The sequence below is a fragment of the Citrobacter sp. CK185 genome, from assembly GCF_030333565.1.
Classification (GTDB): domain Bacteria; phylum Pseudomonadota; class Gammaproteobacteria; order Enterobacterales; family Enterobacteriaceae; genus Citrobacter_B; species Citrobacter_B koseri.
In genome coordinates, this window is sequence record NZ_JAOWFR010000026.1 from 12,779 (window position 1) to 39,380 (window position 26,602).

The 26,602-nt window shown below is 53.1% G+C and carries 24 protein-coding genes; 16 read left to right on the forward strand and 8 right to left on the reverse strand.

All coding sequences use genetic code 11. From position 1 onward, the window contains the following. Positions 1-18: 18 nt before the first annotated feature. The 3 genes from dcp (at position 19) to OGV79_RS14895 (ending at position 4,516) form a co-directional block, all read left to right on the forward strand. Entirely contained in the window at positions 19-2,070 is a 2,052-nt protein-coding gene (dcp, locus tag OGV79_RS14885; protein ID WP_286468651.1) for a peptidyl-dipeptidase Dcp, read from the forward strand. A 194-nt stretch (positions 2,071-2,264) separates the two neighbouring features. Next, positions 2,265-3,443 carry a serine hydrolase domain-containing protein gene (locus tag OGV79_RS14890; protein WP_200076311.1) on the forward strand — a complete coding sequence of 393 codons (1,179 nt, stop codon included), beginning with the start codon at positions 2,265-2,267 and terminating at the stop codon, positions 3,441-3,443. Between the two features lie 182 nt (positions 3,444-3,625). Beyond that, the gene (locus tag OGV79_RS14895) at positions 3,626-4,516 is read left to right on the forward strand and encodes a diguanylate cyclase (RefSeq protein ID WP_024130343.1); all 891 of its coding nucleotides are present in this window, start codon (positions 3,626-3,628) and stop codon (positions 4,514-4,516) included. Between the two features lie 332 nt (positions 4,517-4,848). Here the strand turns inward: OGV79_RS14895 and mgtS are convergent, their stop codons facing one another. Next, the gene (mgtS, locus tag OGV79_RS14900) at positions 4,849-4,944 is read right to left on the reverse strand and encodes a protein MgtS (RefSeq protein ID WP_000901367.1); all 96 of its coding nucleotides are present in this window, start codon (positions 4,942-4,944) and stop codon (positions 4,849-4,851) included. Between the two features lie 329 nt (positions 4,945-5,273). Between mgtS and OGV79_RS14905 the strand changes: the two genes are divergently transcribed. The 6 genes from OGV79_RS14905 (at position 5,274) to urtE (ending at position 12,109) form a co-directional block, all read left to right on the forward strand. After that, positions 5,274-6,377 (forward strand): cobalamin-independent methionine synthase II family protein, encoded by a 1,104-nt coding sequence (locus OGV79_RS14905; protein ID WP_110494271.1) that lies wholly within the window; start codon positions 5,274-5,276, stop codon positions 6,375-6,377. Between the two features lie 263 nt (positions 6,378-6,640). Next, positions 6,641-7,912, forward strand: a complete 1,272-nt coding sequence (gene urtA / locus OGV79_RS14910) for an urea ABC transporter substrate-binding protein (protein WP_286468652.1) — start codon at positions 6,641-6,643, stop codon at positions 7,910-7,912. Between the two features lie 44 nt (positions 7,913-7,956). Next, positions 7,957-9,531, forward strand: coding sequence for an urea ABC transporter permease subunit UrtB (urtB, locus tag OGV79_RS14915; protein WP_230032116.1), 1,575 nt, complete (start codon positions 7,957-7,959; stop codon positions 9,529-9,531). After that, entirely contained in the window at positions 9,531-10,604 is a 1,074-nt protein-coding gene (gene urtC / locus OGV79_RS14920; protein WP_286468653.1) for an urea ABC transporter permease subunit UrtC, read from the forward strand. The genes urtB and urtC overlap by 1 nt, the downstream gene beginning before the upstream one ends. Further along, positions 10,604-11,401: an urea ABC transporter ATP-binding protein UrtD gene (urtD, locus tag OGV79_RS14925; RefSeq protein ID WP_024130341.1), complete on the forward strand. Its 798-nt coding sequence runs from the start codon at positions 10,604-10,606 to the stop codon at positions 11,399-11,401. The genes urtC and urtD overlap by 1 nt, the downstream gene beginning before the upstream one ends. Before the next feature lie 9 nt (positions 11,402-11,410). Next, positions 11,411-12,109, forward strand: coding sequence for an urea ABC transporter ATP-binding subunit UrtE (urtE, locus tag OGV79_RS14930; RefSeq protein ID WP_012132431.1), 699 nt, complete (start codon positions 11,411-11,413; stop codon positions 12,107-12,109). A gap of 46 nt (positions 12,110-12,155) precedes the next feature. Here the strand turns inward: urtE and ydeE are convergent, their stop codons facing one another. Continuing rightward, positions 12,156-13,343, reverse strand: a complete 1,188-nt coding sequence (gene ydeE, locus OGV79_RS14935) for an efflux MFS transporter YdeE (protein ID WP_012132430.1) — start codon at positions 13,341-13,343, stop codon at positions 12,156-12,158. Between the two features lie 195 nt (positions 13,344-13,538). On the opposite strand from ydeE, the gene eamA reads away from it, so the two are divergent. Further along, a complete protein-coding gene (eamA, locus tag OGV79_RS14940) occupies positions 13,539-14,438 on the forward strand; it encodes an O-acetylserine/cysteine exporter (RefSeq protein ID WP_047457143.1) in 900 nt (299 codons plus the stop codon). A 32-nt stretch (positions 14,439-14,470) separates the two neighbouring features. Here eamA and marB read toward each other — a convergent pair whose 3' ends face one another. From marB to marR, 3 genes are read right to left on the reverse strand one after another with little or no spacing between them, the layout of a single operon-like run. Further along, on the reverse strand, positions 14,471-14,689 hold the full coding sequence (gene marB, locus OGV79_RS14945) for a multiple antibiotic resistance protein MarB (protein WP_110494266.1): 219 nt from the start codon (positions 14,687-14,689) through the stop codon (positions 14,471-14,473). 30 nt (positions 14,690-14,719) lie between these two features. Continuing rightward, complete coding sequence (gene marA / locus OGV79_RS14950) at positions 14,720-15,103, reverse strand: MDR efflux pump AcrAB transcriptional activator MarA (RefSeq protein ID WP_024130339.1); 384 nt, start codon at positions 15,101-15,103, stop codon at positions 14,720-14,722. Between the two features lie 18 nt (positions 15,104-15,121). Beyond that, on the reverse strand, positions 15,122-15,556 hold the full coding sequence (gene marR / locus OGV79_RS14955) for a multiple antibiotic resistance transcriptional regulator MarR (RefSeq protein WP_012132424.1): 435 nt from the start codon (positions 15,554-15,556) through the stop codon (positions 15,122-15,124). Positions 15,557-15,806: 250 nt separating this feature from the next. On the opposite strand from marR, the gene OGV79_RS14960 reads away from it, so the two are divergent. Then, on the forward strand, positions 15,807-16,472 hold the full coding sequence (locus tag OGV79_RS14960) for a MarC family NAAT transporter (RefSeq protein WP_012132423.1): 666 nt from the start codon (positions 15,807-15,809) through the stop codon (positions 16,470-16,472). A gap of 659 nt (positions 16,473-17,131) precedes the next feature. On the opposite strand, the gene OGV79_RS14965 is transcribed toward OGV79_RS14960, so the two are convergent. From OGV79_RS14965 to ptrR, 3 genes are all read right to left on the reverse strand, one after another. Continuing rightward, entirely contained in the window at positions 17,132-18,325 is a 1,194-nt protein-coding gene (locus tag OGV79_RS14965; RefSeq protein ID WP_012132421.1) for a sugar transporter, read from the reverse strand. Positions 18,326-18,489: 164 nt separating this feature from the next. Continuing rightward, positions 18,490-19,434, reverse strand: coding sequence for an L-lactate dehydrogenase (locus OGV79_RS14970; RefSeq protein WP_024130338.1), 945 nt, complete (start codon positions 19,432-19,434; stop codon positions 18,490-18,492). A gap of 81 nt (positions 19,435-19,515) precedes the next feature. After that, positions 19,516-20,382 carry a putrescine utilization regulator PtrR gene (ptrR, locus tag OGV79_RS14975; RefSeq protein WP_071258313.1) on the reverse strand — a complete coding sequence of 289 codons (867 nt, stop codon included), beginning with the start codon at positions 20,380-20,382 and terminating at the stop codon, positions 19,516-19,518. A gap of 104 nt (positions 20,383-20,486) precedes the next feature. Here ptrR and sad point away from each other — a divergent pair, with 104 nt between their 5' ends. The 5 genes from sad to OGV79_RS15000 all read left to right on the forward strand — a co-directional run bounded on the left by sad (position 20,487) and on the right by OGV79_RS15000 (position 26,517). Next, positions 20,487-21,875 (forward strand): succinate-semialdehyde dehydrogenase, encoded by a 1,389-nt coding sequence (sad, locus tag OGV79_RS14980; protein WP_101744400.1) that lies wholly within the window; start codon positions 20,487-20,489, stop codon positions 21,873-21,875. 102 nt (positions 21,876-21,977) lie between these two features. Then, positions 21,978-23,567, forward strand: coding sequence for a methyl-accepting chemotaxis protein (locus OGV79_RS14985; protein WP_047457125.1), 1,590 nt, complete (start codon positions 21,978-21,980; stop codon positions 23,565-23,567). Between the two features lie 63 nt (positions 23,568-23,630). Beyond that, complete coding sequence (gene glsB / locus OGV79_RS14990; protein WP_058669100.1) at positions 23,631-24,557, forward strand: glutaminase B; 927 nt, start codon at positions 23,631-23,633, stop codon at positions 24,555-24,557. Continuing rightward, complete coding sequence (locus OGV79_RS14995; protein ID WP_049010515.1) at positions 24,557-24,916, forward strand: DUF4186 domain-containing protein; 360 nt, start codon at positions 24,557-24,559, stop codon at positions 24,914-24,916. Before glsB ends, OGV79_RS14995 begins: the two co-directional genes overlap by 1 nt. A gap of 149 nt (positions 24,917-25,065) precedes the next feature. Beyond that, entirely contained in the window at positions 25,066-26,517 is a 1,452-nt protein-coding gene (locus OGV79_RS15000) for a tagaturonate reductase (protein WP_286468654.1), read from the forward strand. Positions 26,518-26,602 lie beyond the last annotated feature (85 nt).

The following is a 26,602-nucleotide window of genomic DNA, read 5'->3' on the forward strand; positions in this document are numbered from 1 at the left end:
CGTTTGCAGGAGTGAAAAATGTCGTTAACGAATCCATTCTTTAGCCAGAGCGTATTGCCTTACCAGGCCCCGCGTTTTGATCTGATTGAAGACCGCCATTACCGCCCGGCGTTTGACGAAGGGATGCGGCAAAAGCGCGCTGAAATTGATGCGATTGTCCAAAACCCGCAAGCGCCTGATTTTGAGAACACGTATCTGGCGCTGGAGCAAAGCGGCGCGTTGCTCACCCGTGTGACAAGCGTGTTTTTCGCCATGACAGCGGCGCATACCAATGACGAATTACAGCGCCTTGATGAAGCCTTTTCCGCTGAACTGGCGGCGTTGGCAAATGATATTTATCTCAACAGTACGCTCTTTGCGCGTGTGGATGCGGTCTGGCGACAGCGGGAGACGCTGGCGCTGGATGCCGAGTCGTTGCGTCTTGTGGAGGTTATCCACCAGCGTTTTGTACTTTCCGGCGCGCAGCTTGGCGATGACGATAAAGCGCAGCTCAGGAGCCTGAATACCGAATCCGCCACGCTGACCAGCCAGTTTAATCAGCGGCTGTTGGCGGCGAATAAATCCGGTGGGATGGTGGTTGATTATCGCCATCAACTGGACGGATTGAGTCAGGAGGAGGTCGCTCTTGCCGCTGATGCTGCCAGGGAAAAAGGGCTGGCGGATCGCTGGCTTATTCCGCTTCTCAATACCACACAACAACCGACACTGGCCGTTTTACGCGATCGCCAGACCCGTGAAAATCTGTTCAACGCCGCATGGACTCGTGCGGAAAAGAACGACGCCAACGACACGCGTGCGATTGTTCAGCGTCTGGTGGACATCCGTACACGGCAGGCAACATTACTCGGGTTTGCCAGTTATGCCGCCTGGAAAACCGCCGATCAGATGGCGAAAACGCCTGACGCGGCGCTCGCTTTTATGCGCGCCATTGTTCCGGCCGCGCGTCAGCGCGCGCTGGATGAGCAGGCTGAGATCCAGAAAGTGATCGATGATGAGCAGGGAGGATTCACGACCCAGGCGTGGGACTGGGCGTACTATGCTGAGCAGGTACGCCGTGGAAAATACGCGCTGGATGAAGCGCAGCTCAAACCTTACTTTGCGTTAGATACGGTACTGAACGACGGCGTGTTCTGGACGGCAAACCAGCTGTTCGGCATTAAGTTTATCGAGCGCTTTGATATCCCGGTTTACCATCCTGATGTGCGCGTCTGGGAAATTTTCGATCATGATGGCGTCGGTCTGGCGTTGTTTTATGGTGATTTCTTTGCCCGCGAGTCAAAAAGCGGCGGCGCATGGATGGGCAATTTTATTGAACAATCCACGCTTAACGAAACCAGACCGGTTATCTACAACGTCTGTAATTACCAGAAGCCAGCGGCAGGGCAGCCCGCATTGCTGCTTTGGGATGATGTGATCACCTTGTTCCATGAATTTGGTCATACGCTGCACGGCCTGTTTGCGACACAGCGCTATGCGACGCTGTCGGGGACGAACACCCCGCGCGATTTTGTCGAATTTCCTTCGCAGATTAATGAGCACTGGGCGAGTCATCCGCAGGTGTTCGAACGCTATGCGCGCCACGTCGGGACGGGTGAAAAAATGCCCGAAGCGTTGCAGGAAAAAATGCGGCGGGCAAGCCTGTTTAACAAAGGCTATGACATGACGGAACTGCTCAGCGCCGCATTGCTGGATATGCGCTGGCACAGTCTTGAAACCTTTTCGGCATCACAGTCGGTCGATCTCTTTGAACAGCAGGCGCTGGCGGCGGAAGAACTCGATCTTCCGGCAGTGCCACCGCGCTACCGGAGCAGCTATTTCGCCCATATTTTCGGTGGCGGGTATGCGGCAGGCTATTACGCCTATTTGTGGACGCAAATGCTGGCGGACGACGGCTACCAGTGGTTTGTTGAACAGGGAGGGTTAACGCGTGAGAACGGACAGCGTTTCCGTGATGCCATCTTGTCACGCGGCAACAGTACGGACCTGGAACGTCTTTACCCGGCGTGGCGGGGTCATGAACCGCGTATCGAACCCATGTTAAAACACCGGGGTTTAGACCGCTCAGCGTAAGGGCGCTGCCTGAATGTTTATCAGGCAACGCTCTGATTTTTTGTCAATATTAAGTAAGCTGCCGGGATACTGGTGTACAATACGGGCTTCTTTTTATCCGGGGTCCCTGTTTTCATGTGTTCGTATTATCTTCCGCTTTTCTCTTTGTTTGAGAAAAAACCTGTTGTGTCTGTGAATCAGAACTGATGCGAACAATGAAAATTAAACACCAGATGCTCTGCGTATCCTTATTTGCGCTCATCGGGTGTGGCAATAGCACGCTTTCACAGCTGGATATGCCTGCGCAAAAAAGCGCGCAAGTTGTGGTGGGATACTACGGGCGCGGTATTGATCCGATGATTCGGCAATATATGCGGGAAAAAGAGGTGACTGGCGTCGTTGTTGCTGTTATTCAGAATAATGGCCCGGCAGAATTTCACAGTTACGGGATAACCGATGATAAAAATCGTTATCCCATCACGCCAGATACGCTGTTCGCTTTAGGCTCGCTGAGTAAAGGCGTGACGGCAGAAGTGACGACGATGCTGGTGGATGAAGGGGTGTTTAACTGGACGGATACACTGGAAACGTTGCTTCCACAGAATACGCCTTTAAGCCCTGACGCCAAAAATATTACGCTCCTCCAGTTGGTGACTCACACTTCCGGTTTACCCCGGCAGCCTATGGATTTGCTGACGCTGGAAAACTTAATGCGCTATTTCAGTAACGGCGAGAACTTTTATACGCAACTGGACAGCGACGCCGTGCTGGGTTATCTCAGTGATTTTACTGCGCCGGACGCGCGCGTTCCGCAGTATTCCAACATCGGCTACGCCATCCTGGGGTATATTTTGCAGTGCAGAACGGGAGAGCCGATCCAGGCGCTGGCGCAACGCATGATATTTGAACCACTGGCGATGACAAACAGCAGTTATACGCCCACCTTATTGAAGGCATACCCGCGAAGAGCGCTGGGCCATGCTGGCGATCAGCCTAAGCTCATTACCCGTGGCCATCTGACGCCAGACTGGGTTTTTAACAAAAATATGATGGGGGCGGCCAGTTTATACAGTAGCGCCCGCGATCTGGCTAATTATGCCCGCGCGCATTTTACATCCACAACCGTTTCGGCCATCGATCAGGCTTTTGCTGAAGCCACACAGACTTATTATTATCGACAGAAAGAAGCAGCGAATATTGCGTGGGTGAGTGATGAGTTTTCTGCGCAAAAGATCACCTATCAGGTCGGATATATTGGTGGGTATTCCAGCTATATTGGGTTTGATAAAAGAAATCGCAACGCGGTAGTGGTTTTGCAAAATAGTTTCAACTGGAGTAATTATATCGGTCAGACGATCCTGACTCGCCTGGCGCAGCAGGGGAAGGGCGATTAAAGATGTTAAGTGCATTGCAAATATTCCAGGATTATTCACTTTTTTCCTTTATTACCACTTTAAAATCATAGCGTTATAGATTCTCCATTTCCTGGCTCGGCCTTCTATTAATAAATTGACATAAATTTGCTTTTGTACCGCTAGACTACGGTACATCAAGGATGTATGCCCAAGGAGCGGCAATGATTAAAAAAACGATAGAAATCGATACCATCTTGTTAGATCTGAACCAGTCTATTGATGCCCACTATCAGTGGCTGGTGAAAATGTTTCGTTGCACAGTGTCTGGCGATGTCAATCAACCCGATATTTTCGATATCAATTCTCACTGTCTGTGTCAGTTCAGCCAATGGCTAAATAATCATCCGGTACATGAACCTGAAGAAAAGGGCTTTGTTATCAAGATTATTATTGCTCATGAACACATGCATACACGAGGTCGGGAATTACTGCGGGCGATCGCAGAGAAACGTTCGGAAGATCACCATTTTGACCGTTTTCAGGAAGCGTTATTAGCATTTACCTCGGCGGTGATGGACTACAAAATATATCTGCTCAATATTCGCAGTAATATGGATATATTAACCGGATTACCCGGGCGCAGAGTCCTTGATGAATCTTTCGATCGTCAGCTTATTGATGCGCAACCGCTTAATTTATATTTGCTGCTTTTTGATATTGACCGCTTTAAATTGGTCAATGACAACTATGGTCATCTGGTCGGTGATAGCGTGCTGCGCACCCTGGCGTCGAATTTATCCGTCTGGACGCGCTACGATGAAACGCCTTACCGCTATGGCGGGGAGGAGTTTGTGATTATCATCCGTACAAAAACGGATGAACAGGCCTGTCGGGCAGGGTTACGTATCTGCCAGCTAGTGGCGGATAATCCGATTAACTACCCTGATGGAGAACTTTCGATAACGGTAACTGCGGGCATTACCCAGGCGCAGCAGGGAGAACCGCTGGATGTCGTCATCGGACGCGCAGACAGGGCAATGTACCGGGGTAAACAAACCGGAAGGAATCGCTGCATGTTTATGGACAAAGATCAGCAAATCACGCGTGTGTAACATGAGCCGAACGGCACGCTCTTTACATAACCGGTTATTCACTGACATAAGTGTGCAAAGGGATGGAAGCGCGAAACGCCGGTTTTGCTGGTTTAGTTCTATGTTGTTTAACCTTCATTGATATTGCCTGTGTCAGGATGGTCAACGATCCGTTATCTGCGCAGGGAATTGCCTGATAACGCATAAGGTAAAAACACAAATCTATCCATGCAAGCATTCACCGCTGGTTTATCCGGCGGTTTTTTTTGTCTGTCTGCCGGGCGGGTAAAAAAATGGCCCCTTGTGCAGTTACGCTACAAGGGGCCTTGTCGGTGAGGAGCTATCTCCGTTCATTAATCATCCCATTTATGGCTGAAATACGCGGCCAGAAAACCAGAAAATAAAATAATTCCCAGAACGGCCATGAAAACGTTCATATTACCCAGCATATAATGCCTCCTTTTATTTGTGTGTTTCCTCTCTTACCTTAATTCACCTCATGAGTACCCATAGTAGCAGATTAAATCTAAACAAATGCTGAATTAGGTGATTATTTCAACGTTAACGTCAGGATTTTTCCGGTACGGGATTTCAGACTATGAAAAAGCGTCACAAAACGATGAGGCAATGTGAATTTATTTCAAGGGTGATGAATTTTTCTCGGTTGTCAGTGAGCAGGTTGCATGTCATTTTTAGACGCATAGCCATCCAGAAGTCTAAACTTCAAATAATAAATTATCACGTCAGGCAACTAATGCCGGGTGAATGAGGAGATCACATGCAAAAACAACAGGCCCCGTTTCGCGCAGACATCGTCGGCAGTTTTTTACGCCCGGACACGATCAAACAAGCTCGTTTGCAATTTGCACGCGGTGAAATAACGGCGCAACAATTGCGTGCGGTGGAAGATGACGCTATCCGCACCGTTGTGGAACAGCAGTGTGCCTGCGGGCTGCATGTTGTCACGGATGGCGAGTTTCGCCGCGCCTGGTGGCATTTTGATTTCTTCGATGGACTGCAAGGCGTTGAACGCTATGACGCTGAGAAGGGGATCCAGTTTAATGGCGTGCAGACAAAAGCGCACGGCGTGCGCGTTACCGGAAAACTGGGGTTTGGCGATCACCCTATGCTGGAAGACTTCCGCTATCTGAAAAGCATTAGCGGTGCAGCCGAGCCCAAAATGACCATTCCATCCCCCAGCGTGCTGCATTTCCGTGGCGGGCGCAAAGATATCGATGCTACCGTTTATCCGCATCTGGACGCTTATTTCGATGATTTGGCTACCACCTGGCGCGATGCAATTCATGCTTTTTATGAAGCAGGCTGTCGTTATCTGCAATTGGATGACACCGTCTGGGCTTACTTGTGCTCCGACCAGCAACGTCAGCAGATTCGTGAGCGGGGTGACGATCCTGACGAGCTGGCGCAGATTTATGCCCGCGTGATTAACCGTGCGCTGGAGGATAAACCAGCCGATCTGACGGTCGGGCTGCATGTTTGCAGGGGAAATTTCCGTTCGACGTGGATCTCTGAAGGGGGCTATGAACCGGTGGCGGAAGTGTTGTTCGGCACGGTGAACGTTGATGCGTTTTTCCTGGAATATGATAACGATCGCTCCGGTGATTTCGCGCCGCTGCGCTTTGTTCGGCCCGGACGTCAGCAGGTGGTTCTGGGTCTGGTGACCACGAAAAACGGCGAGCTGGAAAACCCGGAAGGGGTGAAAGCCCGCTTGCAGGAGGCAGAGCGCTATGTCGCAAAAGAGCAGATCTGCCTTAGCCCACAGTGTGGATTTGCCTCCACGGAAGAGGGGAATACGCTGACGGAAGCCCAGCAATGGGGCAAAGTACGCCTCATCACCGAAATCGCCAGTCAGGTCTGGTAAGTTGCCTCTCTTTGTTACACAGCGTTGCACATTCGTAATGCAACGCTGTTTCATTCTGGATCATTTTCCTCGTTGTATTTCCCGCCTTGTGGTTTCCGATTTTCTTATTTCAGCCCTGTTGCCGGTTAATAAATTGATATTTATAGATATTTAAAAATCTGGCACCGATTTTGCCTTATCACTTCTGAACATCCTTAATTTGCACCATTTGCCCGTCCGGTTGCACCGGGACTTCCAGCAAGCTTAATTTCAGGAGTGAAACTATGCAGCGTCGTACATTATTAAAAGCCTTTGCACTGTCCGCCTCGGTGGTTGCGATGGGGCTGAGCTTTAGCGTTCAGGCGGCCGATACGATTAAGGTCGGCATCATGCATTCGCTATCCGGCACGATGGCCATTTCGGAAACCCCGCTTAAAGATATGGCGTTGATGACGATTGATGAGATCAATGCTAAAGGCGGCGTGCTGGGCAAAAAGCTGGAACCGGTGGTGGTTGACCCGGCCTCAAACTGGCCGTTGTTTGCAGAGAAATCGCGTCAGCTGCTGAGCCAGGATAAAGTCGCGGTCGTGTTTGGCTGCTGGACGTCGGTATCGCGTAAATCGGTGTTGCCGGTATTTGAAGAGTTAAACGGGCTGCTGTTTTACCCTGTGCAATACGAAGGGGAAGAGTTATCACCGAATGTTTTCTATACCGGCGCAGCGCCAAATCAGCAGGCTATTCCGGCTGTCGAATATCTGATGAGTGAAGACGGCGGCAGCGCGAAACGCTTTTTCCTGCTGGGAACCGATTATGTCTACCCTCGTACCACCAATAAGATCCTTCGCGCCTGGCTGCATGCCAAAGGCGTCGAGGATAAAGATATTGAAGAGGTGTATACCCCGTTCGGACACAGCGATTACCAGACTATTGTCGCCAATATCAAAAAATTCTCTGCGGGCGGCAAAACGGCGGTGGTCTCTACCATTAACGGCGACTCAAATGTTCCGTTCTACAAAGAGCTGGCGAATCAGGGGATAAAAGCGACAGACGTGCCGGTCGTGGCATTCTCGGTCGGTGAAGAGGAGTTGCGCGGTATCGATACCAGACCGCTGGTGGGCAACCTGGCGGCGTGGAACTATTTTGAATCTGTCGACAACCCCACTAACCAGAAATTCGTTGCGGATTACCGGGCATACGCCAGAGCGCATAAGCTGCCGAATGCCGACACCGTCGTGACCAACGATCCGATGGAAGCGACCTATGTGGGCCTGCATATGTGGGCGCAGGCAGTAGAAAAAGCCGGCACGACCGACGTCGATAAAGTCCGCGAGGCGATGGCGGGGCAATCCTTCGCTGCGCCGTCTGGCTTTACCCTGACGATGGACGCCACCAACCACCATCTGCATAAACCCGTCATGATCGGCGAAATTGAAGATAACGGCCAGTTCAATGTGGTATGGCAAACCGACGAACCGGTTCGCGCCCAGCCCTGGAGCCCGTTTATCGCCGGTAACGATAAAAAATCAGACCAGCCTGTTAAAACCGCCAGCAACTGATCTTTTGCCCTCCTGCGGGAGGGCACATTCTGGAGAACACTTTCATGAAAGCCATGCGCTTTATTCGGGGTGTGTTGCTAATGACGTGGCTGGTGCCGTGGATCGTGCAGGCAACCGATGCCGATGTGTTTGTTGGCGCCAGCCGGGCGCAACAGGCGACGTTATTAGAACAATGGGCCATCACGCCTGAGGCGCAGCGTTTGCCTTTGTTGAACGCATTAGCGCGTGAGAATGTGCTGACTGATAGCGCAAAACACGCTTTCATTCGGCAGGGTACGCAGGTTCTGCCGCTTGGCGCTGTCGCCGCGCCCGATGGCGAACTGAAAAAGGTTCGTCTGACTAACCGTCTGCGAAACCTGGTCAGCGGGGCGTTAGCCACGCATCAACTATTAAGTGACAATGTCACGGAAAGAGCCGCTGCCGCCAGCCTGTTACAGCGGGAGGCCACGCCCGCGATGCTACCGCTTTTACAGCAGCGGCTGGCGCAGGAAACGGAAAGCGAAGTGACATCACGTCTGGAGATTGCGCTGGCTAACCTGCAACTGGTGAATCCTTCCGCTGACGTCCGGCGTCAGGCGATTGTCTTACTGGGGCAGTCGGGCGACCCGGAAACGCAATCACGCCTGCAACCCTTTACGGATGCTGAACATGAACCGGATGCGCGTGTTCGCGAGGCCGCGACAGAAAGCCTGAACGCAATCGCGCAGCGGATGGTGATTGGCGATCTCCTGGGGCAGGCATTTATGGGGCTGTCGCTGGGATCGATTCTGCTGCTGGCGGCCCTGGGGCTGGCGATCACCTATGGATTACTGGGCGTAATCAATATGGCGCACGGTGAAATGCTGATGCTTGGCGCGTACAGCACATGGATGGTTCAGCAGTTTATGGGGCAGTTCATGCCACAGTGGCTGGCGTTTTATCCCGTTGTGGCGTTGCCGGTTGCCTTCCTGATCGCTGCCGGAACTGGAATGGCGCTGGAGCGCGGCATTATTCGCCATCTTTATGGTCGTCCTCTCGAAACGCTGCTGGCGACCTGGGGGATTAGCCTGATGCTGATCCAACTGGTACGCATGACCTTTGGCGCGCAAAACCTGGAGGTTGCCAACCCTGCGTGGCTTTCTGGCGGGGTGCAGGTCTATGCCAACCTGACGTTGCCCTGGAACCGTATCGTGGTGCTGGGATTCGCCATACTGGTGCTGTTTTTCACTTGGCTATTGCTGAATAAAACCCGCCTTGGGATGCGCGTTCGCGCGGTAACGCAGAACCGCAGTATGGCGGCGTGTTGCGGCGTGCCGACGGGGCGCGTGGACATGCTGGCGTTTGGCCTCGGGTCGGGGATCGCCGGGTTGGGCGGCGTGGCCTTGTCACAACTGGGCAACGTCGGGCCGGAACTGGGGCAGGGATATATTATTGATTCATTTTTAGTGGTGGTGCTCGGTGGCGTCGGACAACTGGCGGGAAGCGTGGCCGCCGCATTTGGGTTGGGTATTTTCAATAAGATTCTGGAACCGCAAATGGGCGCGGTGCTGGGCAAAATCGTCATTCTGATTGCGATCGTTCTGTTTATCCAGAAACGGCCTCAGGGATTGTTTGCGCTGAAAGGGAGGGTTATTGATTAATGACCATGCCAATGACATTAACACTGGCGCGTAGAGCGCCGCGTACTGTCCAGGTTTTTGGCCTTTGCCTGCTGGCGGCGCTGCTGATTCTGCCTTTTCTGGCGCTGCTGCCTGCGGATCACCCGCTGGCTGTCCCGGTCTGGGTGTTAACGCTGGCCGGGAAGATCCTCTGTTACGCCATTGTCGCTGTGGCGCTGGATCTGGTGTGGGGGTATGCCGGAATGCTGTCGCTGGGGCACGGTATTTTCTTCGCGCTGGGCGGGTATGCGATGGGAATGTATCTGATGCGTCAGGCCTCTGGCGACGGACTTCCCGCGTTTATGTCTTTCCTCTCCTGGAGTGAATTACCGTGGTTCTGGTGGGGAACGCAGCACTTCTCCTGGGCGATGCTGCTGGTTGTGCTGGTTCCGGGGCTGCTGGCGCTGGTGTTCGGCTATTTTGCCTTCCGCTCAAAAATCAAAGGCGTCTATTTTTCCATTATGACCCAGGCGCTGACGTTCGCAGGTATGCTGCTGTTTTTCCGTAACGAAACCGGGTTTGGCGGCAATAACGGGTTTACGGGGTTTACCACGTTGCTGGGCTTTCCTGTTGCGGCGACCTCCACGCGCGTTGCGCTGTTTCTCGCGACCGTCATATTACTGGTGCTGGCGCTGTGGCTGGGGTATCTCCTTGCACGCAGTAAGTTTGGCCGCGTTCTGACCGCCGTGCGCGATGCGGAAAATCGCCTGATGTTTTGTGGGTACGATCCGCGTGGCTTCAAACTGCTGGTATGGACGCTCTCCGCTGTTCTGTGCGGTCTGGCGGGCGCTCTGTACGTTCCTCAGGTCGGCATCATTAACCCCAGCGAAATGTCGCCGACCAACTCTATTGAAGCGGCCATCTGGGTCGCGCTGGGCGGGCGCGGCACCTTAATTGGCCCGGTGTTTGGCGCAGTGCTGGTGAACGGCGCTAAAAGTCTGTTTACGGTGATTATGCCGGAGTACTGGCAGCTGTTTCTTGGCCTGATCTTTATTGGCGTTACGCTGTTTTTACCGCGCGGCGTCATTGGTCTGTTTCGCAAAGGAGAAAAATGATGCAACCGGATGACGGACTTTTTACCCGCCAGTTGCCGGGGGATCGTTTTCGCGATCAAACAGACCCGGTTCTGCAACTGGAAGGGATCAACGTCAATTTTGACGGCTTCCAGGCGCTGACGGATTTAACCCTGAACATTGGCGTGGGGGAATTGCGCTGCGTTATTGGCCCTAATGGCGCCGGAAAAACCACCTTAATGGATGTGATTACCGGTAAAACCCGGCCGCAAAGCGGACGCGCGATTTACGATCAGTCCACGGACTTAACTTCGCTCGATCCTATTGCGATTGCCCGCCAGGGCATTGGGCGTAAATTTCAGAAACCGACCGTGTTTGAGGCCCTGACGGTGGAGGAGAATCTGGAACTGGCGATGAAAGAGGATAAATCCGTCTGGGCCACGTTAAGAGCGCGCCTCTCGGGCGAGCAGCGGGATCGCATTGACGAGATGCTCGGGTTATTGCGCCTGGGCGCGGAGCGTGGGCGTCGCGCCGGGCTGCTTTCGCACGGACAAAAGCAGTTTCTGGAAATCGGTATGCTGCTGGTACAGGAGCCGCACCTGCTGCTACTGGATGAACCTGCGGCGGGGATGACGGACGCGGAAACGGAGTATACCGCCGAGCTGTTTCGCACTCTGGCGGGGAAACACTCGCTGATGGTGGTGGAGCATGACATGGGGTTTGTCGAAACCATTGCCGACCATGTTACCGTTTTGCATCAGGGGCGCGTGCTGGCGGAAGGGAGCCTGCGCGACGTCCAGGCCAATGAACAGGTTATTGAAGTTTACCTCGGGCGATAGGGAGGACGGATGTTACAGGTGAATGAACTGAATCAATATTACGGCGGCAGTCATATCCTGCGCGGGGTAAGTTTTGAGGCCCGCATTGGCGAAGTAACCTGTTTGCTTGGGCGTAACGGCGTGGGAAAAACCACCTTACTGAAGTGTCTGATGGGGTTAATCCCGGCACGCACCGGCAATGTGATCTGGCAGGGGAAGAACATCACCCAACGTAAACCGCATCAGCGCGTGCGGGCCGGTGTCGCCTATGTGCCGCAAGGGCGGGAGATTTTTCCTCGCCTGACGGTAGAGGAAAACCTGCTGTTGGGGCTGTCGCGTTTTTCCGCCCGCGATGCAAAACAGGTGCCGGATGATATTTACGCGCTGTTTCCGGTGCTTAAAGAGATGAAACACCGGCGAGGGGGCGATCTCTCCGGGGGGCAACAGCAGCAGCTGGCAATTGGCCGGGCGCTGGCCTGCCGTCCTCAGCTGTTAATTCTGGATGAACCGACCGAAGGGATACAGCCGTCAGTGATCAAAGAGATTGGGCAGGTGATTTCACATCTGGCGCGTCAGGGGGATATGGCGATTTTGCTGGTGGAGCAGTTCTATGATTTTGCCGCCCAACTGGCGGATCACTACTTATTGATGTCGCGGGGAAGCATTATTCAGAGCGGCAGGGGCGAGAATATGGAAGCGGAGGGCGTCCGCGGGCTGGTCGCGATCTGAGTTCCGGGACTGTACCGGGCGTTATCCGGCACAGTCTGGCGTGCCGTCAGCACATTGCGGGCTGCCCCCAGGGTCTGGCCCGCATCCCTTTTAGCATCAGCGCCCAGGCAAGAATAATCGCAACGATCAGCACCGCAAACAGGGACCAGGCGGGCAAGGTGGTGAGGATCACGCCGCTGACCAGCGGGTTGACCGCCGCGCCGAGCCAGCCAAGCGACTGCGCTGAGAAGTAGCTTGCTTTCATCCCCGCCGGAGCAATGTTATCGATCAGCATATATTCGCCCGGGGCATAAATAACCTCGCCAATGGTAAATACGGCGGCGGAGAGCCCCCAGAGCAGCAGGCTGTTTCCTGAAATCATAAAACCAACCAGCCCAGCCACGAAACAGATTGTGCCGGCCGCCATCGAGGGTCTGATATTTGCGGTCGTTAACCGACGGCCTACGGCATATTGCAGGCTGACAACAATCGCCGCGTTGACGGGGAGTACGACAGCCACCACTTTTTCGGCAAAATTACCGTTCGCGACGACCATGACATACTGGGAAATACATGAGGCGAACGCGCCGCTGACAAATGACGCCAGGAAGGCCGACAGGGTAAACCAGAGCAGGGCTTTATCGCGTAACAGCACCGATGGCGACCAGACTGACGCCGTTGTTCCTTCAACGGGCGTCTCTGCGCGCTTCACCCAGGTCTGGATAAACACCAGCGGGAAAGCAGAGCAAATGGCTGCAAGCCAGAACGGCAGGTTGATGCTTTGCATGACCAGCAGGGTGCCAAGCGGCGGCCCGACGGTCCAGCCAATATTGAGCACGGTATAGTTGAGGGAAAATATTTTGCTCCTGGTTGTGGCGGAAAGATTGTCGGCAAACCAGGCTTTCAACACGGTGGCAAAGACGGAGTAGGCGCAGTTTATCAGGGCGAAAAGCAGCACCACCAGCGTGACGCTGTGTACCAGGGGGATGGCGATAAAGCCCAGCAAGAACGCCGAAATTGCCAGAAGCATATAGCGCTTTTTATCGAACTTATCCGCGAGGATGCCGAAACCCAGGCTGAAAATCACGCCGATGGTTAACGCTACCGTCATGGCATAGCCGATCAGATCGACGCTCAGATCGTACTGGCGGTTAAGATAGATCGTCATGAACGGAAGCGTGGCGCCGCGCCCAATGGTCAATAACAGTGATGAGGCGAGTAAAGCGAGGGTGGAGCGTCTCAGCGTTGTGTTCATTTTCCTGCCCGACAATGCGTTTCATTATATTTATTGGTGATTTAAAGCAATAGCACGGCAAAAGTGTGATGTATACCCGGGATGTTGTTCGAAAGTGCTCGTCCCGCCCTACCTGAATTAATGATCTGTTCCGGGGCGATGATTTCCGTTAACTTAACTTGTTTACAAAAATTTAATATTTGCAGGGGCCGTGGTATGTCGCGTAAAGACGGGTTATTGGCATTACTGGTCGTGGTGGTGTGGGGGCTTAACTTTGTCGTCATCAAAGTCGGGCTGCACAATATGCCGCCGCTGATGCTGGCGGGATTACGTTTTTTGCTGGTCGCGTTTCCGGCTATCTTCTTCGTTGCGCGTCCGAAAATCCCGCTGTCGCTGTTACTCGGCTACGGTCTGACCATCAGTTTTGGTCAATTCGCGTTTCTCTTTTGTGCGATTAAATTCGGAATGCCTGCCGGCCTGGCGTCACTGGTGCTACAGGCGCAGGCGTTTTTTACCATCGTGCTGGGCGCGTTTGCGTTCGGCGAGCGCTTGCAGGGCAAACAGGTGGCCGGTATCGCGCTGGCGGTGTTTGGCGTTCTGCTGCTGATAGAAGCCAGCCTCAATGGGCAACATATTGCGATGCTCGGGTTTATGTTAACGCTGGCGGCGGCGTTCTGCTGGGCGTGCGGGAATATTTTCAATAAGAAGATCATGCAACATGCCACTCGCCCGGCGGTGATGTCGCTGGTGGTCTGGAGCGCGCTGATCCCGATTATTCCCTTCTTTCTGGCCTCTTTGATTCTGGACGGTTCTGCGCAGATGGTTCAGAGCCTGATTGCGATTGATATGACGACGATTTTATCGCTGGTGTATCTGGCGTTTGTCGCCACGATTGTCGGTTACGGGATCTGGGGAACGTTGCTCGGACGCTATGAAACCTGGCGCGTGGCGCCGCTGTCTTTGCTGGTGCCGGTCGTGGGGTTGGCCAGCGCGGCTGTGTTGCTCAATGAGACGCTTACCGGGTTACAGTTTCTTGGCGCGGTGCTGATTATGGCGGGTTTGTACATCAACGTGTTTGGTTTTCGGCTGCGCAAAGCGGCGCAGGTAAGGGGATAAAAAAAGCCCCGCAGTGGCGGGGCAAAAACGAATTACAGGCTGTGTCCGTTGTAATACGGCACGCCTAATTCGTCGGACTTATCGCTTCCCGCACCCATATGATTGAAATCGAATGGCGACTGATCATGCGCAGACGGCATGACCATCGCATCGCGATTATTTTGTGTTCCAGGTTGTGCGGTTTGCTCCGCAATGCTTGGGCCAGAGACGACAAGCAGCACAGCCAGCATTGCGGAAGACAGAGATTTCATGATTTCCTCGATTACGTCATTAACAGGCGATTAGCAATTACAATGGTTGAGTGGATGCAAATACCGGGATTCGCCATGCATATTGGTAATACGGTACTTATGCGGTGGAACGTCGAAATAGTTTTTAAATGTCCGGGTCAGCGTCTGCTGTGACTCAAAGCCATAACGTTCCGCCAGGTACAGGATCGGTTCGTTACTTTCTTTTAATTTCTGGGCTATTTCAGTCATTTTGCGACTGCGGATGTACTGGCCTAATGAGTGACCGGTCTCTTTTTTAAACATCCGTTGCAGGTGCCATTTGGAGTAACCTGAACGCTCTGACACTTTTTCCAGTGAGAGCGGCGATTCCAGGTTATCTTCGATCCAGTCCAAAATGCTATGAATGGTAATAGCGTCAGTATTGCGTCTGGACATCGTCATACCTCTTTCTGTTTACGGCAGGATTTTCTTAAGCAAAAGCTCAAGTGTTGCCACTTCATCCGCCGTTAAGTTTTTTGTTAGTTCCTGGTGCAGGTCTTGTCCTACTAACTGATGACATTGCTCACAAATTGCCGCGCCGTGTTCGGTGAGTTTCACCAGCACGCCGCGTTTGTCATGTGGATTTGGCAGTCTTTCGATCCAGCCTTTACAGACCAGCCGATCAAGCATGCGCGTCAATGCGCCGAGATCGACAGACAGCACTTTCTTCAGCTCGACCGGGGTAATGCATACCGCGCAACGGATAGAACAGAGCACCTTAAACTGCGATGCGGTGATATCCAGCGGCGACAGATAGTCGTTCAACAGACGATCTTTTTTCTGATTGACCATGTAGATCAAGCGACCCAGCGGGATGATTTCGTTGAATAGGTCACTGGTGCTTTTCACAATGGTTGCCCCGGCAAGTAGTTAGTCACGGCAGATACTATTGCCCAGGCAAATATAAGTCAATCGAATGAATAAGGGGATGCCACGATTTGCTAAAACGCGTCAGTGCAGGGGCTGCATCACGGGGTAATTTATTAATAATAATTACTGGTTATGCTTATTCGGCATAATGAATGCTTAATGGCGAAACGCAGCATTTTCCCTTTATACTTGCCGCTTACAACGAGCTTGATGGGGAAGAGATGGCATTATGATGGATTTGTTTAAAGCGATAGGGCTTGGGCTGGTTGTCCTGCTGCCTTTGGCGAACCCGCTAACCACGGTGGCGTTGTTTTTAGGCCTGGCCGGTAATATGAACAGCGCGGAGCGTAACCGTCAGTCGCTGATGGCCTCCGTGTATGTGTTCGCCATCATGATGGTTGCGTATTACGCCGGTCAACTGGTGATGAACACCTTTGGAATTTCCATCCCCGGTTTGCGCATTGCGGGTGGGCTGATTGTCGCCTTTATCGGCTTTCGGATGTTGTTCCCGCAGCAGAAGGCGCACGAATCGCCGGAGGCGAAAAGCAAGTCAGAAGAGCTGGAGGATGAGCCTTCTGCCAATATCGCTTTTGTTCCGCTGGCGATGCCGAGCACCGCAGGGCCGGGGACTATCGCGATGATCATCAGTTCGGCCTCTACCGTACGTCACGGCGTCGATTTTCCTGGCTGGGTTATTCTGGTGGCGCCACCGCTTATTTTTCTGGCGGTGTCAGTGATTCTGTGGGGTTCTCTGCGCAGCTCAGGGGCGATTATGCGCCTGGTCGGCAAGGGGGGAATTGAAGCTATTTCCCGGCTGATGGGCTTCTTACTGGTCTGTATGGGCGTGCAGTTTATCATTAACGGCGTGCTGGAAATTATTAAGACTTACCATTAAGTGACATGTGTTGCCCTGAAAAAAATAAAAACCACCGTTGGTAGCGGTGGTTTTTATTTTTGAAGCCAGTCATTGATTCAGGAAAGGCTTCAGCACTTATAAAAAGTGCGATAAACCAAACTTAACACGCGCATTATCTTACGCCACATCAGGCCATCATACAAATCTAACCGTTAATGATTACATCGCTAAGCCGTCTTATATTCGGTGCTGAATTATTTATGTTTTTATATACACCCTGTGAATTAATGTATAAAAATCATTGTGTTGATGCGTTTTTCGGGGAAGGTTATACTGCGCAGGTGTGTTGATTATCGTTTTACTGGCTTTTGCTCCTGTGCAAAAAAAGTTTCTAAGTCCTGGCTTACGGGGTGGTACCTGCGAGCGCCTGGGCCAGGAATGCGATAAACCAAACTTAACACACTTGATCTTCGGTGGACGGGCAAGGAGAGGCTAAGCCGGAGTAATCGCATTCCTCTTTAAGAGGAAGAAAGCGTGGTGAATATCTTAAGCACGATTATTGTGGTTCTTGAGTTCATCGTTGCATCATTGCAACTGATCTTATCGTTCATTAAGTAACATTGATAAGAAACGAGTAAAGGGCCAGAACTTACCTGCTCTGGCCCTTTATAAAAAAGTCATTTTATTGGGGTTTTACTTCAATGCTGCGGCTGCTCTTCCAGCGAAACAGGCCAGCGGCGAAAGATAATGATCGACCACACCAGCGCCGCCAGGGCTGGCACTGCGCCGACGTAGCCAATAGTGGACATCGACCAGTGTAAACTCACCTGATTCCCCACCAATGCGCCAGCGCCAATGCCAATATTAAAAATGCCTGAGAACAGCGCCATTGCCACATCGGTGGCGTCCGGCGCCAGTGCCAGGACTTTCACCTGCATCCCCAGGCCTATCACCATAATGGCGATGCCCCAGAAAATACTCAGCACGGCAAGATGGCTTTCGCTGTCTGCTGCGGGCAGCAGGAGCATCAGGCAAATCACCAGCAGCATAATGGCAATGCTGATAAGCGGCGAGGCGTACTGATTACCCAGTTTGCCGAATACCACGCTGCCGATAATCCCGGCGCCGCCGAGGATCAGCAGTAATACCGTGGCAAAGTTTGCGCTCAGACCCGCCACCGTTTGTACAAACGGTTCAATATAGCTGTATGCCGTATAGTGTGCGGTGACCACTACGACCGTCAGTAAATAAATACTCATTAGCGCCGGGCGACGGAACAGCAGCGGCAGACTTTTTAGTGACCCAGAATGTTCGCTGGGCAATTTCGGCAGCAGTTTGATCAGGCATACCAGCGTGATTAACGCCCCTATACCAATGGCGAAGAACGTTGTTCGCCAGCCGAAGTATTGACCAACAATACGCCCGATAGGCAGCCCCAGCACCATCGCCAGCGCGGTTCCGGTGGCGATCAGACTCAGTGCCTGCGCGCGTTTGCCTGGCGGCGCAAGGCGAATGGCCAGCGAAGCGGTAATAGACCAGAAGACAGCGTGTGCAAACGCGATCCCGATGCGGCTGATTACCAGCACGGTAAAATTCCATGCCAGGAAGGAGAGCACATGGCTGGCAATGAAGAGAACAAACAGGCAGATTAGCAGTTTACGCCGCTCAACCTGACTGGTCAGCAACATAAAGGGCAACGACATCAGCGCCACAACCCAGGCATAGATCGTCAGCATAATCCCGACCTGCGCGGTCGGCATAGCAAAGCTCCGGGCGATGTCCGACAGTAAGCCAACAGGGACAAACTCTGTGGTATTGAAAATAAAAGCGGCAATAGCAAGCGTAACTACCCGTAGCCACGCGACCTTGCGGGAAACAGTGTTTGTTGTCATAAGAGTAAATCGGGTTAGTTGCGAAAAGGCGAGGTCACGATCTTAAAACGTTTGCTGGCGAAAATACAATCATTTTGTGATGTATGTCTCATTATCGTTGATGAGCCGATTGATGAAACAAACGAAATAGCGTCCGGGTATGGAAATCATCCCGGACACCGTATTCAGGGGAGTTTTGCGATATTCGCTTTGATGACTTCGGCGGAGTATCTGAATTTCGCCAGCTCATCATCGGCTAACTGTAATTCGATAATTTGTTGAACACCGCTTTGAGTCAGCACCGCCGGTACGCCGATGGCGACGCCGTCAACGCCGTATTCCCCCTCCAGTACGCAGGAGATGGCCAGCGCCCGATGGCTTCCGGTGAAGACGTTCCGGCAAATTTCCGCAATGGTTCCGGCAATACCATATTCAGTGCAGCCCTTGCGGTTATAGATTTCAAACCCATGTTTGCGCACTTTTTCCGCCATCGCCTCGACGTCCAGGATTTTACCCGTACGGCGTTGATAAACATCCGCAATCGGAGAACCGTAGACGGAGGAGTGGGACCAGACCGGGAATTGCGTATCGCCATGCTCTCCCAGAATAAAGGCATCGATGCTTTGCGCGCCGATATCCAGTTCCTGCGCCAGCGCGCGCCGTAAACGGGTGGTGTCCAGCCAGACGCCGGTGCCGATTACCTGGCTGCGCGGCAGGCCTGATAGCGTCCATACCTGCCAGGTAATGATATCGCAAGGATTGGTGGCGATAAGAAAGATGCCGTTAAAGCCGCCATCCATCATTTCCGGCACGATCTTTTGGACGATCCGCGCAGTGTTGTTCAGCTCATCAAGCCGTGTTTGCCCTGGTTTTAATGCGCCGCCGGAAACGGTAATCACGGCGATATCGACATCGGCGCATTCATGCGCCTCTCGGGTGGAAATGGTCATCATCCCCGGCATGTAGGCCGCTGCGTCGGCGAGATCCAAAGCATGGCCTTCCGAACGATCTCTGTTTAAATCGACCAGAATCAGCTCTTCACAAATATTCTGATTGAGCAGAGCGTAAGCTGCTGATGCGCCAACATTACCTGCCCCAATGATCATCACTTTACGCGCTTTGGTGTTCATGACTGTTCCATATCCGTTTTCGTCTTGCGCAGTATAAAACGCTTCTCCCGGCAGGCGTAGCCCCAAACCCATAGGATAATGCTATGGCTGCGAGGACGGATTCAGCAGGGCGATAAACGCGTCCAGTTGACGGGTCATTGCCCCGCGACGCCACACAAGCCAGGTGTCCAGCCATCGCCACTCTTCGCTCAACGGCCAGGCTTCGACCTGATGATGCCCGGGCATACTTTCCAGCATGGTACGAGGGATCAGCGCGATGCCCGCTCCGGCGATAACGCACGCCAGCATGCCGTGGTACGACTCCATTTCATGAATGGTGCCGGGCATCGCGCGATCGGCATGAAACCAGCTTTCAAAGTGACGGCGATAAGAGCAGTTTGCGCGAAAGGCGTAGATATTGCTGCCATTCACGTCTTTTGCCCGCCGTACGGGGGAATGCCCATGAGGGGCGACAATCATCATCTCTTCACGGTATACCGGCATGCCTTCAAGACCCGGATGAGTAATCGGGCCATCAACAAACGCTGCGTTAAGTCTGCCTTCCAGAACGCCTTCGAGCATTGTCCCGGAAGGCCCGGTAGAGAGGGCGAACTGAATTTTGGGGTAACGCTGATTGTACCCGGCAAGCGTGGCCGGGATGCGTACCGCTGCGGTGCTTTCCAGCGCGCCGAGTGAAAACAGTCCCTGAGGTTCATCACCAGCAACCACCATTCGCGCTTCATCAACCAGCGCCAGGATCTGCTGGCTGTAGCGCAGAAAGTTATGTCCGGCGGGAGAAAGGCGCAGCCGCTGACTTTTACGAATAAACAGATCCACGCCAAGATCGGCCTCAAGCTGGCGGATTCGCGTAGTGAGGTTCGACGGGACGCGATGCACCTTCGCCGCCGCCTGCGTAATACTGCCGGTTTCGGCCACGGCATTGAACATTTCCAGCTGAGTCAGATCCATGGTTTTCTCTTTTTGTGAACGCAGTGCTTAATATTATTCATTTTTCAGAAAGAGTAAATGCGCCCATTATGCAGGCATATCCCGCAACGTAGAGAGACAAACCGATGACGATGACACCTGCTACACATGCGATTTCCGTGGACCCGACAACCGGTGAAACGTTGGCGATGATGCCGTGGGCCAGCGCTGATGATATTGAAAATGCACTTACTCTGGCTGCCCGTGGACTTGAGGAATGGAAACGCACGACGGTGGCATTCCGGGCGCAGAAACTTCGCGATATCGGGCAAGCGCTGCGTAACCGTACAGACGAGATGGCGCACAGTATTTCCCGTGAGATGGGAAAACCGATCCGGCAGGCGCGCGCCGAGGTGGCGAAATCTGCGGCGCTCTGTGACTGGTATGCAGAACATGGCCCCGCGATGCTTAACCCGGAACCGACGCTGGTGGAAAATCAGCAGGCGGTGATTGCATATCGTCCGCTGGGGACAATACTGGCGGTCATGCCGTGGAACTTTCCGCTCTGGCAGGTATTACGCGGGGCGATTCCCATCCTGCTGGCGGGTAACGGCTATTTACTAAAACATGCGCCGAATGTGATCGGTTGTGCTGAACGTATTGCGCAGATCTTCGCCGATGCCGATATTCCGGCGGGCGTTTATGGCTGGGTAAATGCCAGTAACGACGGCGTTAGCCAGATGATTAACGATCCCCGTATTGCCGCCGTGACGGTAACGGGCAGCGTGCGTGCCGGGGCCGCGATTGGCGCGCAGGCCGGGGCAGCGCTGAAAAAATGCGTGCTTGAACTGGGCGGTTCCGATCCGTTTATCGTTCTTAACGATGCCGATCTGGATCTGGCTGTTAAAGCCGCTGTCGCCGGTCGCTATCAAAATACCGGGCAGGTATGCGCGGCGGCGAAGCGCTTTATTGTTGAAGAGGGGATTGCCGGGGAATTTACTGAACGGTTTGTTGCCGCCGCCAGCGCACTGAAAATGGGCGATCCGCTGGCGGAAGAGAACGATCTCGGCCCTATGGCGCGTTTTGATCTACGGGATGAGCTGCATCAGCAAGTGGAGGCATCAATAGCAGAAGGCGCGCGTTTATTACTGGGCGGTGAAAAGCTCGCCGGGGAAGGCAACTATTATGCCGTGACGGTGCTGGGCGATGTGACGCCTGAGATGACGGCGTTTCGTCAGGAGTTGTTTGGGCCCGTGGCGGCGATTACCGTGGCGAAGAACGCCGAACATGCCTTGCAACTGGCTAATGACAGCGACTTTGGGTTGTCGGCGACGCTGTTCACTGCGCGTGATGTACTGGCTCAGGAGATGGCATCGCGCCTGGAATGCGGCGGGGTATTTATCAATGGATACAGCGCCAGCGATCCGCGTGTGGCATTTGGCGGCGTGAAGAAAAGCGGCTTTGGTCGCGAGCTCTCCCATTTTGGCCTGCATGAGTTTTGCAACGTACAAACTGTCTGGAAAAACCGTCTGTGATCATTCTGGCGTCTTCTTGAGGCGCCATGTCACATTACTGCAATAGTTCTGTCATTTTCTCTCCGTACACTCGCGCATAACGCATTGATACAGAAGAATATCATGAACTTAACGCAAATTTTTCGAGGCTTAATTCGTCGTTTCACTCCCCGCCAGTTTGGTCTGTTAACGGGAATATTTTGCATTATCGCGCTGTTTTCTATTTTGCAGGTTGCGTCATCCCTGATGCTGTCGTTTTCCGTGCGAGACGCTCAGCGCAACGAACAACGTAACCAGCAGGCACTGCTGCAACAAACGAAGGTGGATGAGGCGAGGGTAGCGCTGTTGTCCGCAAGCGATCTGCTGAACCGGGCGGGCGTTTACTTTATGCAGGATGCCGCAACGGGATCAGAAGGCAGCTGGCGCCCGTTGATGGATGAAGCTCAGCAGGCGCTGGTAGAGTCAAAAACGGCCTGGGATGCCTGGCTTGCAATGGCCCCTCATAAAGACGACGGCCTGATTGAGAGTTATCAGCGTTTTTATAGTGGTATTCAGGAACAGGCGGATGGTTTGAGCCAGACTAACGCCATCGACGCGTTCTTTGCTGTTCCTGTTCAGGCGTTTCAGACAGATTTCAATGAAAACTATGCTCGCTTTCAGCAAGAGAGTGGGCGTCAGACAGAGGGTGGCAGGCAGCAGCTGATTGCCAGCCTGGAAGGGTTGCAGCACCTCTTTTTGTTCATCCCGTTTGTGCTGGTGGTGATTGCCCTGCTGGTCTGGAGCGGCATGTCTCGCTGGGTTATTTCTCCGCTGCGCCGCCTGATCGCCCATATTAATATTCTGGCCGCAGGCGATCTGTCCGAACCAATGCCGAAGGTGAGCGGGTTTAACCGCGAGGTCGCGCAACTCAGTTCACGCATTGATGCGATGCAACAGGGGCTGAGGCAGCTGGTGCAGCAGGTGAGCGATGCCACCACCGCAATGGTCGGCAACATCGATCAGCTTGCGCAGAGCAACAAACAGCTTTATCAGCAATCGGCGAAACAGAGCGAAGAGTTAAGTAGTGTCACCTCGCATATCTCGTTTCTGGAAACGCATGTCGAGGACAATAGCGGCTTTGCCAGACTGGCTAATCAACGTGCAGCCGAGGCGCGTCAGGTAGCGGCTGGCGGCGATCGTATGATGGAGACCGTTAACCGTTCGATGCAGGCGATTGTTGAACGATCGTCAGAAATGCGCGGGATCATCTCTCTGATTGATAGCGTCGCGTTCCAGACCAATATCCTGGCGCTGAACGCGGCTATCGAAGCAGCTCATGCCGGAGAACAAGGTCGCGGATTTGCCGTGGTGGCAAAAGAAGTGGGGCTGCTGGCCCGTAAAAGCAGTCAGTCCACGCAGAACATACAGGAACTTATCCACCACTCCTTGCAGGGAATCGAGGAGGGTTCACATGCGGTTAACCGACTGGAAGAAAATTTACAGCAGGTGATTTCGTTAGTAGACAATCTGGGCATACTGTTGAATGACATCTCTGGCGCCACGTTAAGCCAGGGAGACAGCATCCACCAGATGACGGGACAGCTACAGGCGCTTAACCGTGCGGCGCAAGAGACCAGCAGCCTGGTGAATACTGCATCGGCGTCATCGCTGCAACTGCATCATGAATCTCATCAGCTTCTGAACGCGGTGGCGCGATTTCGTCTTTCTGCCTGACGCCGCACATTCAGCTCTGTTATACTCGCAGGCCTTTTCAGACCTGCGAGCAAGGAGCACATTGTGGCCAGGGCCATGGACAATTCAATTTTAGAGACCATCCTTCAGCAGGTGCGCCCGTTGATTGGACAGGGGAAAGTGGCTGATTACATCCCTGCGCTGGCTTCTGTCGATGGGTCAAAACTGGGGATCGCCATTTGCACCGTTGACGGGCAATACTATCAGGCTGGCGATGCGCAGGAACGCTTCTCAATACAATCCATATCAAAGGTGCTGAGTCTGGTGGTGGCGATGCGTCACTACCCGGAAGAGGAAATCTGGCAACGTGTCGGAAAAGATCCCTCCGGGTCGCCATTCAATTCACTGGTGCAACTGGAACTGGAGCAAGGGATACCGCGTAACCCGTTCATTAATGCCGGCGCGCTGGTGGTTTGCGATATGCTGCAAGGGCGACTGAGCGCGCCGCGCCAGCGTATGCTGGAAGTGGTTCGGGCGCTTAGCGGCGTGTCGGATATTGCGTATGACGTCACAGTTGCCCGTTCTGAATTTGAGCACTCCGCACGCAATGCCGCTATTGCCTGGCTGATGAAGTCATTTGGTAATTTCCAGCATGATGTCACTACCGTTTTGCAAAATTACTTTCACTACTGCGCGTTGAAAATGAGCTGTGCGGAACTGGCGCGTACATTTGTTTTTCTGGCCAGACAGGGGCAGGCGTTTCACCTTGATGAACCGGTTGTCTCGCCGATGCAGGCCCGACAAATCAACGCACTGATGGCGACCAGTGGAATGTACCAGAACGCAGGCGAATTTGCCTGGCGAGTAGGATTACCTGCCAAGTCAGGCGTTGGCGGCGGGATTGTGGCGATTGTCCCGCACGAAATGGCGATTGCGGTATGGAGCCCTGAACTGGACCCGGCGGGTAACTCCCTGGCGGGTATTGCGGTACTTGAACAACTCACCCAACAATTAGGTCGTTCGGTTTACTGATGAACGCGCTTGATCCACTTTTTTCTCGCCTGTCACGCTCGCCATTTCGCGCGCGGTTTCGTCTTGGCGCAAAAGAAAGGCAGTATTGCTGGGATAAAGGCGCGCAGGTTATTGATCAACATGCCGCCGAGTTTATTGCTAAGCGGCTGGCCCCGGCTTTTCCGCGCAACGATGGTAAACAAACGCCGATGCGCGGCCACCCCGTATTTATTGCCCAACACGCGACGGCGACCTGCTGCCGTGGTTGTCTGGCGAAATGGCACAACATTCCCCAGGGAGAATCGCTGAGTGAAGAACAGCAGCAGTATGTTGTTGCTGTCATTCACCACTGGCTGGTTATACAGATGAATCAGCCGTAAATCTCCGCGTCGTGAGAGATGTTAAAGCATAAAACAGTTTTGATTAATCGTGACTACTTGATCAAAACAGGGTTTCAATATCATAAAGTTTGCTAACCTGTTCTACCAATTCAAACAGGTTGTATGACTAATTAAGAAGGGAACCCATTGTGAAAACTCTAAACCGTCGCGATTTTCCCGGTGCCTGCTATCCTGAGCGCATCATTCAGTTTGGTGAGGGAAACTTCCTGCGCGCCTTTGTTGACTGGCAAGTTGATCTACTGAATGAACATACCGATTTGAACGCCGGAGTGGTCATTGTTCGCCCTATCGAAAGCACGTTTCCGCCGTCATTGAGTACCCAGGACGGGCTCTATACCACGATTATTCGTGGTTTGAATGAAAAGGGCGAGGCGGTTAGCGACGCGCGTTTGATCCGTTCTGTTAACCGTGAAATCAGCGTCTATGCTGATTACGATGAATTCCTGAAACTGGCGCATAACCCGGACATGCGTTTTGTTTTCTCTAATACCACAGAAGCCGGTATTAGCTACCATGCCGATGACGCATTTGATGACGCGCCTGCGGTCAGCTACCCCGCGAAGCTGACGCGACTGCTGTTTGAACGTTATACCTGTTTTGATGGCGCGCTTGATAAAGGCTGGATTATCATTCCTTGTGAACTGATTGATTACAATGGCGAGGCGTTGCGCGAACTGGTACTGCGTTACGCTCAGGAGTGGAGCTTGTCCGCTGCGTTTGTGCAGTGGCTGGATCAGGCGAACACCTTTTGCTCCACGCTGGTTGACCGGATTGTGACCGGATATCCGCGTGATGAAGTGACGCAACTTGAAGCGGAACTTGGCTATCACGATGCTTTTCTCGATACTGCGGAGCATTTTTATCTGTTTGTGATTCAGGGGCCAAAAAAGGTAGCGTCTGAGCTGCGTCTTGATAAGTATCCGCTCAACGTGCTGATTGTTGATGACATCAAGCCGTACAAAGAGCGTAAGGTCGCGATCCTGAATGGTGCGCATACGGCGCTGGTGCCCGTTGCGTTCCAGGCCGGGCTGGATACCGTTGGTGAAGCCATGAATGACCGCGACATTTGCGCCTTTGTTGAAAAAGCCATCTATGAAGAGATTATTCCGGTGCTGGATTTACCTCGCGACGAGCTAATGTCGTTCGCCAGTGCGGTGACGGGGCGTTTCCAGAATCCGTATATTAAACACCAGTTGTTGTCGATTGCGTTAAATGGCATGACTAAATTTCGCACCCGTATTTTACCGCAGCTACTGGCAGGGCAGCAGGTCAGCGGCGTTTTACCGGCGCGCCTGACGTTTGCGCTTGCGGCGCTGATCGCATTTTATCGTGGTGAACGTCGCGGCGAGACGTATCCGCTCCAGGATGATGCGCACTGGATTGAGCGCTATCAACAGTTGTGGCATCAACATAGCGACGGTCTTATCAGCACACAGGATTTGGTTCATACCGTGCTGGCCGTGGATGCGCATTGGGAGCAGGATCTGACGCACGTTGCAGGTCTGGTCGAACAGGTCACGACCGACCTGGATGCAATCCTGACGAAAGGGATGCGTGAAGCGGTAAAACCGCTGTGCTAATCATCTGACCCGGCTGCGGCCGGGTTTTGTTTTCATGTTATTTAGTTACAACATACTTTTGAGGGAAAAGTTAATCGCCGTCTGA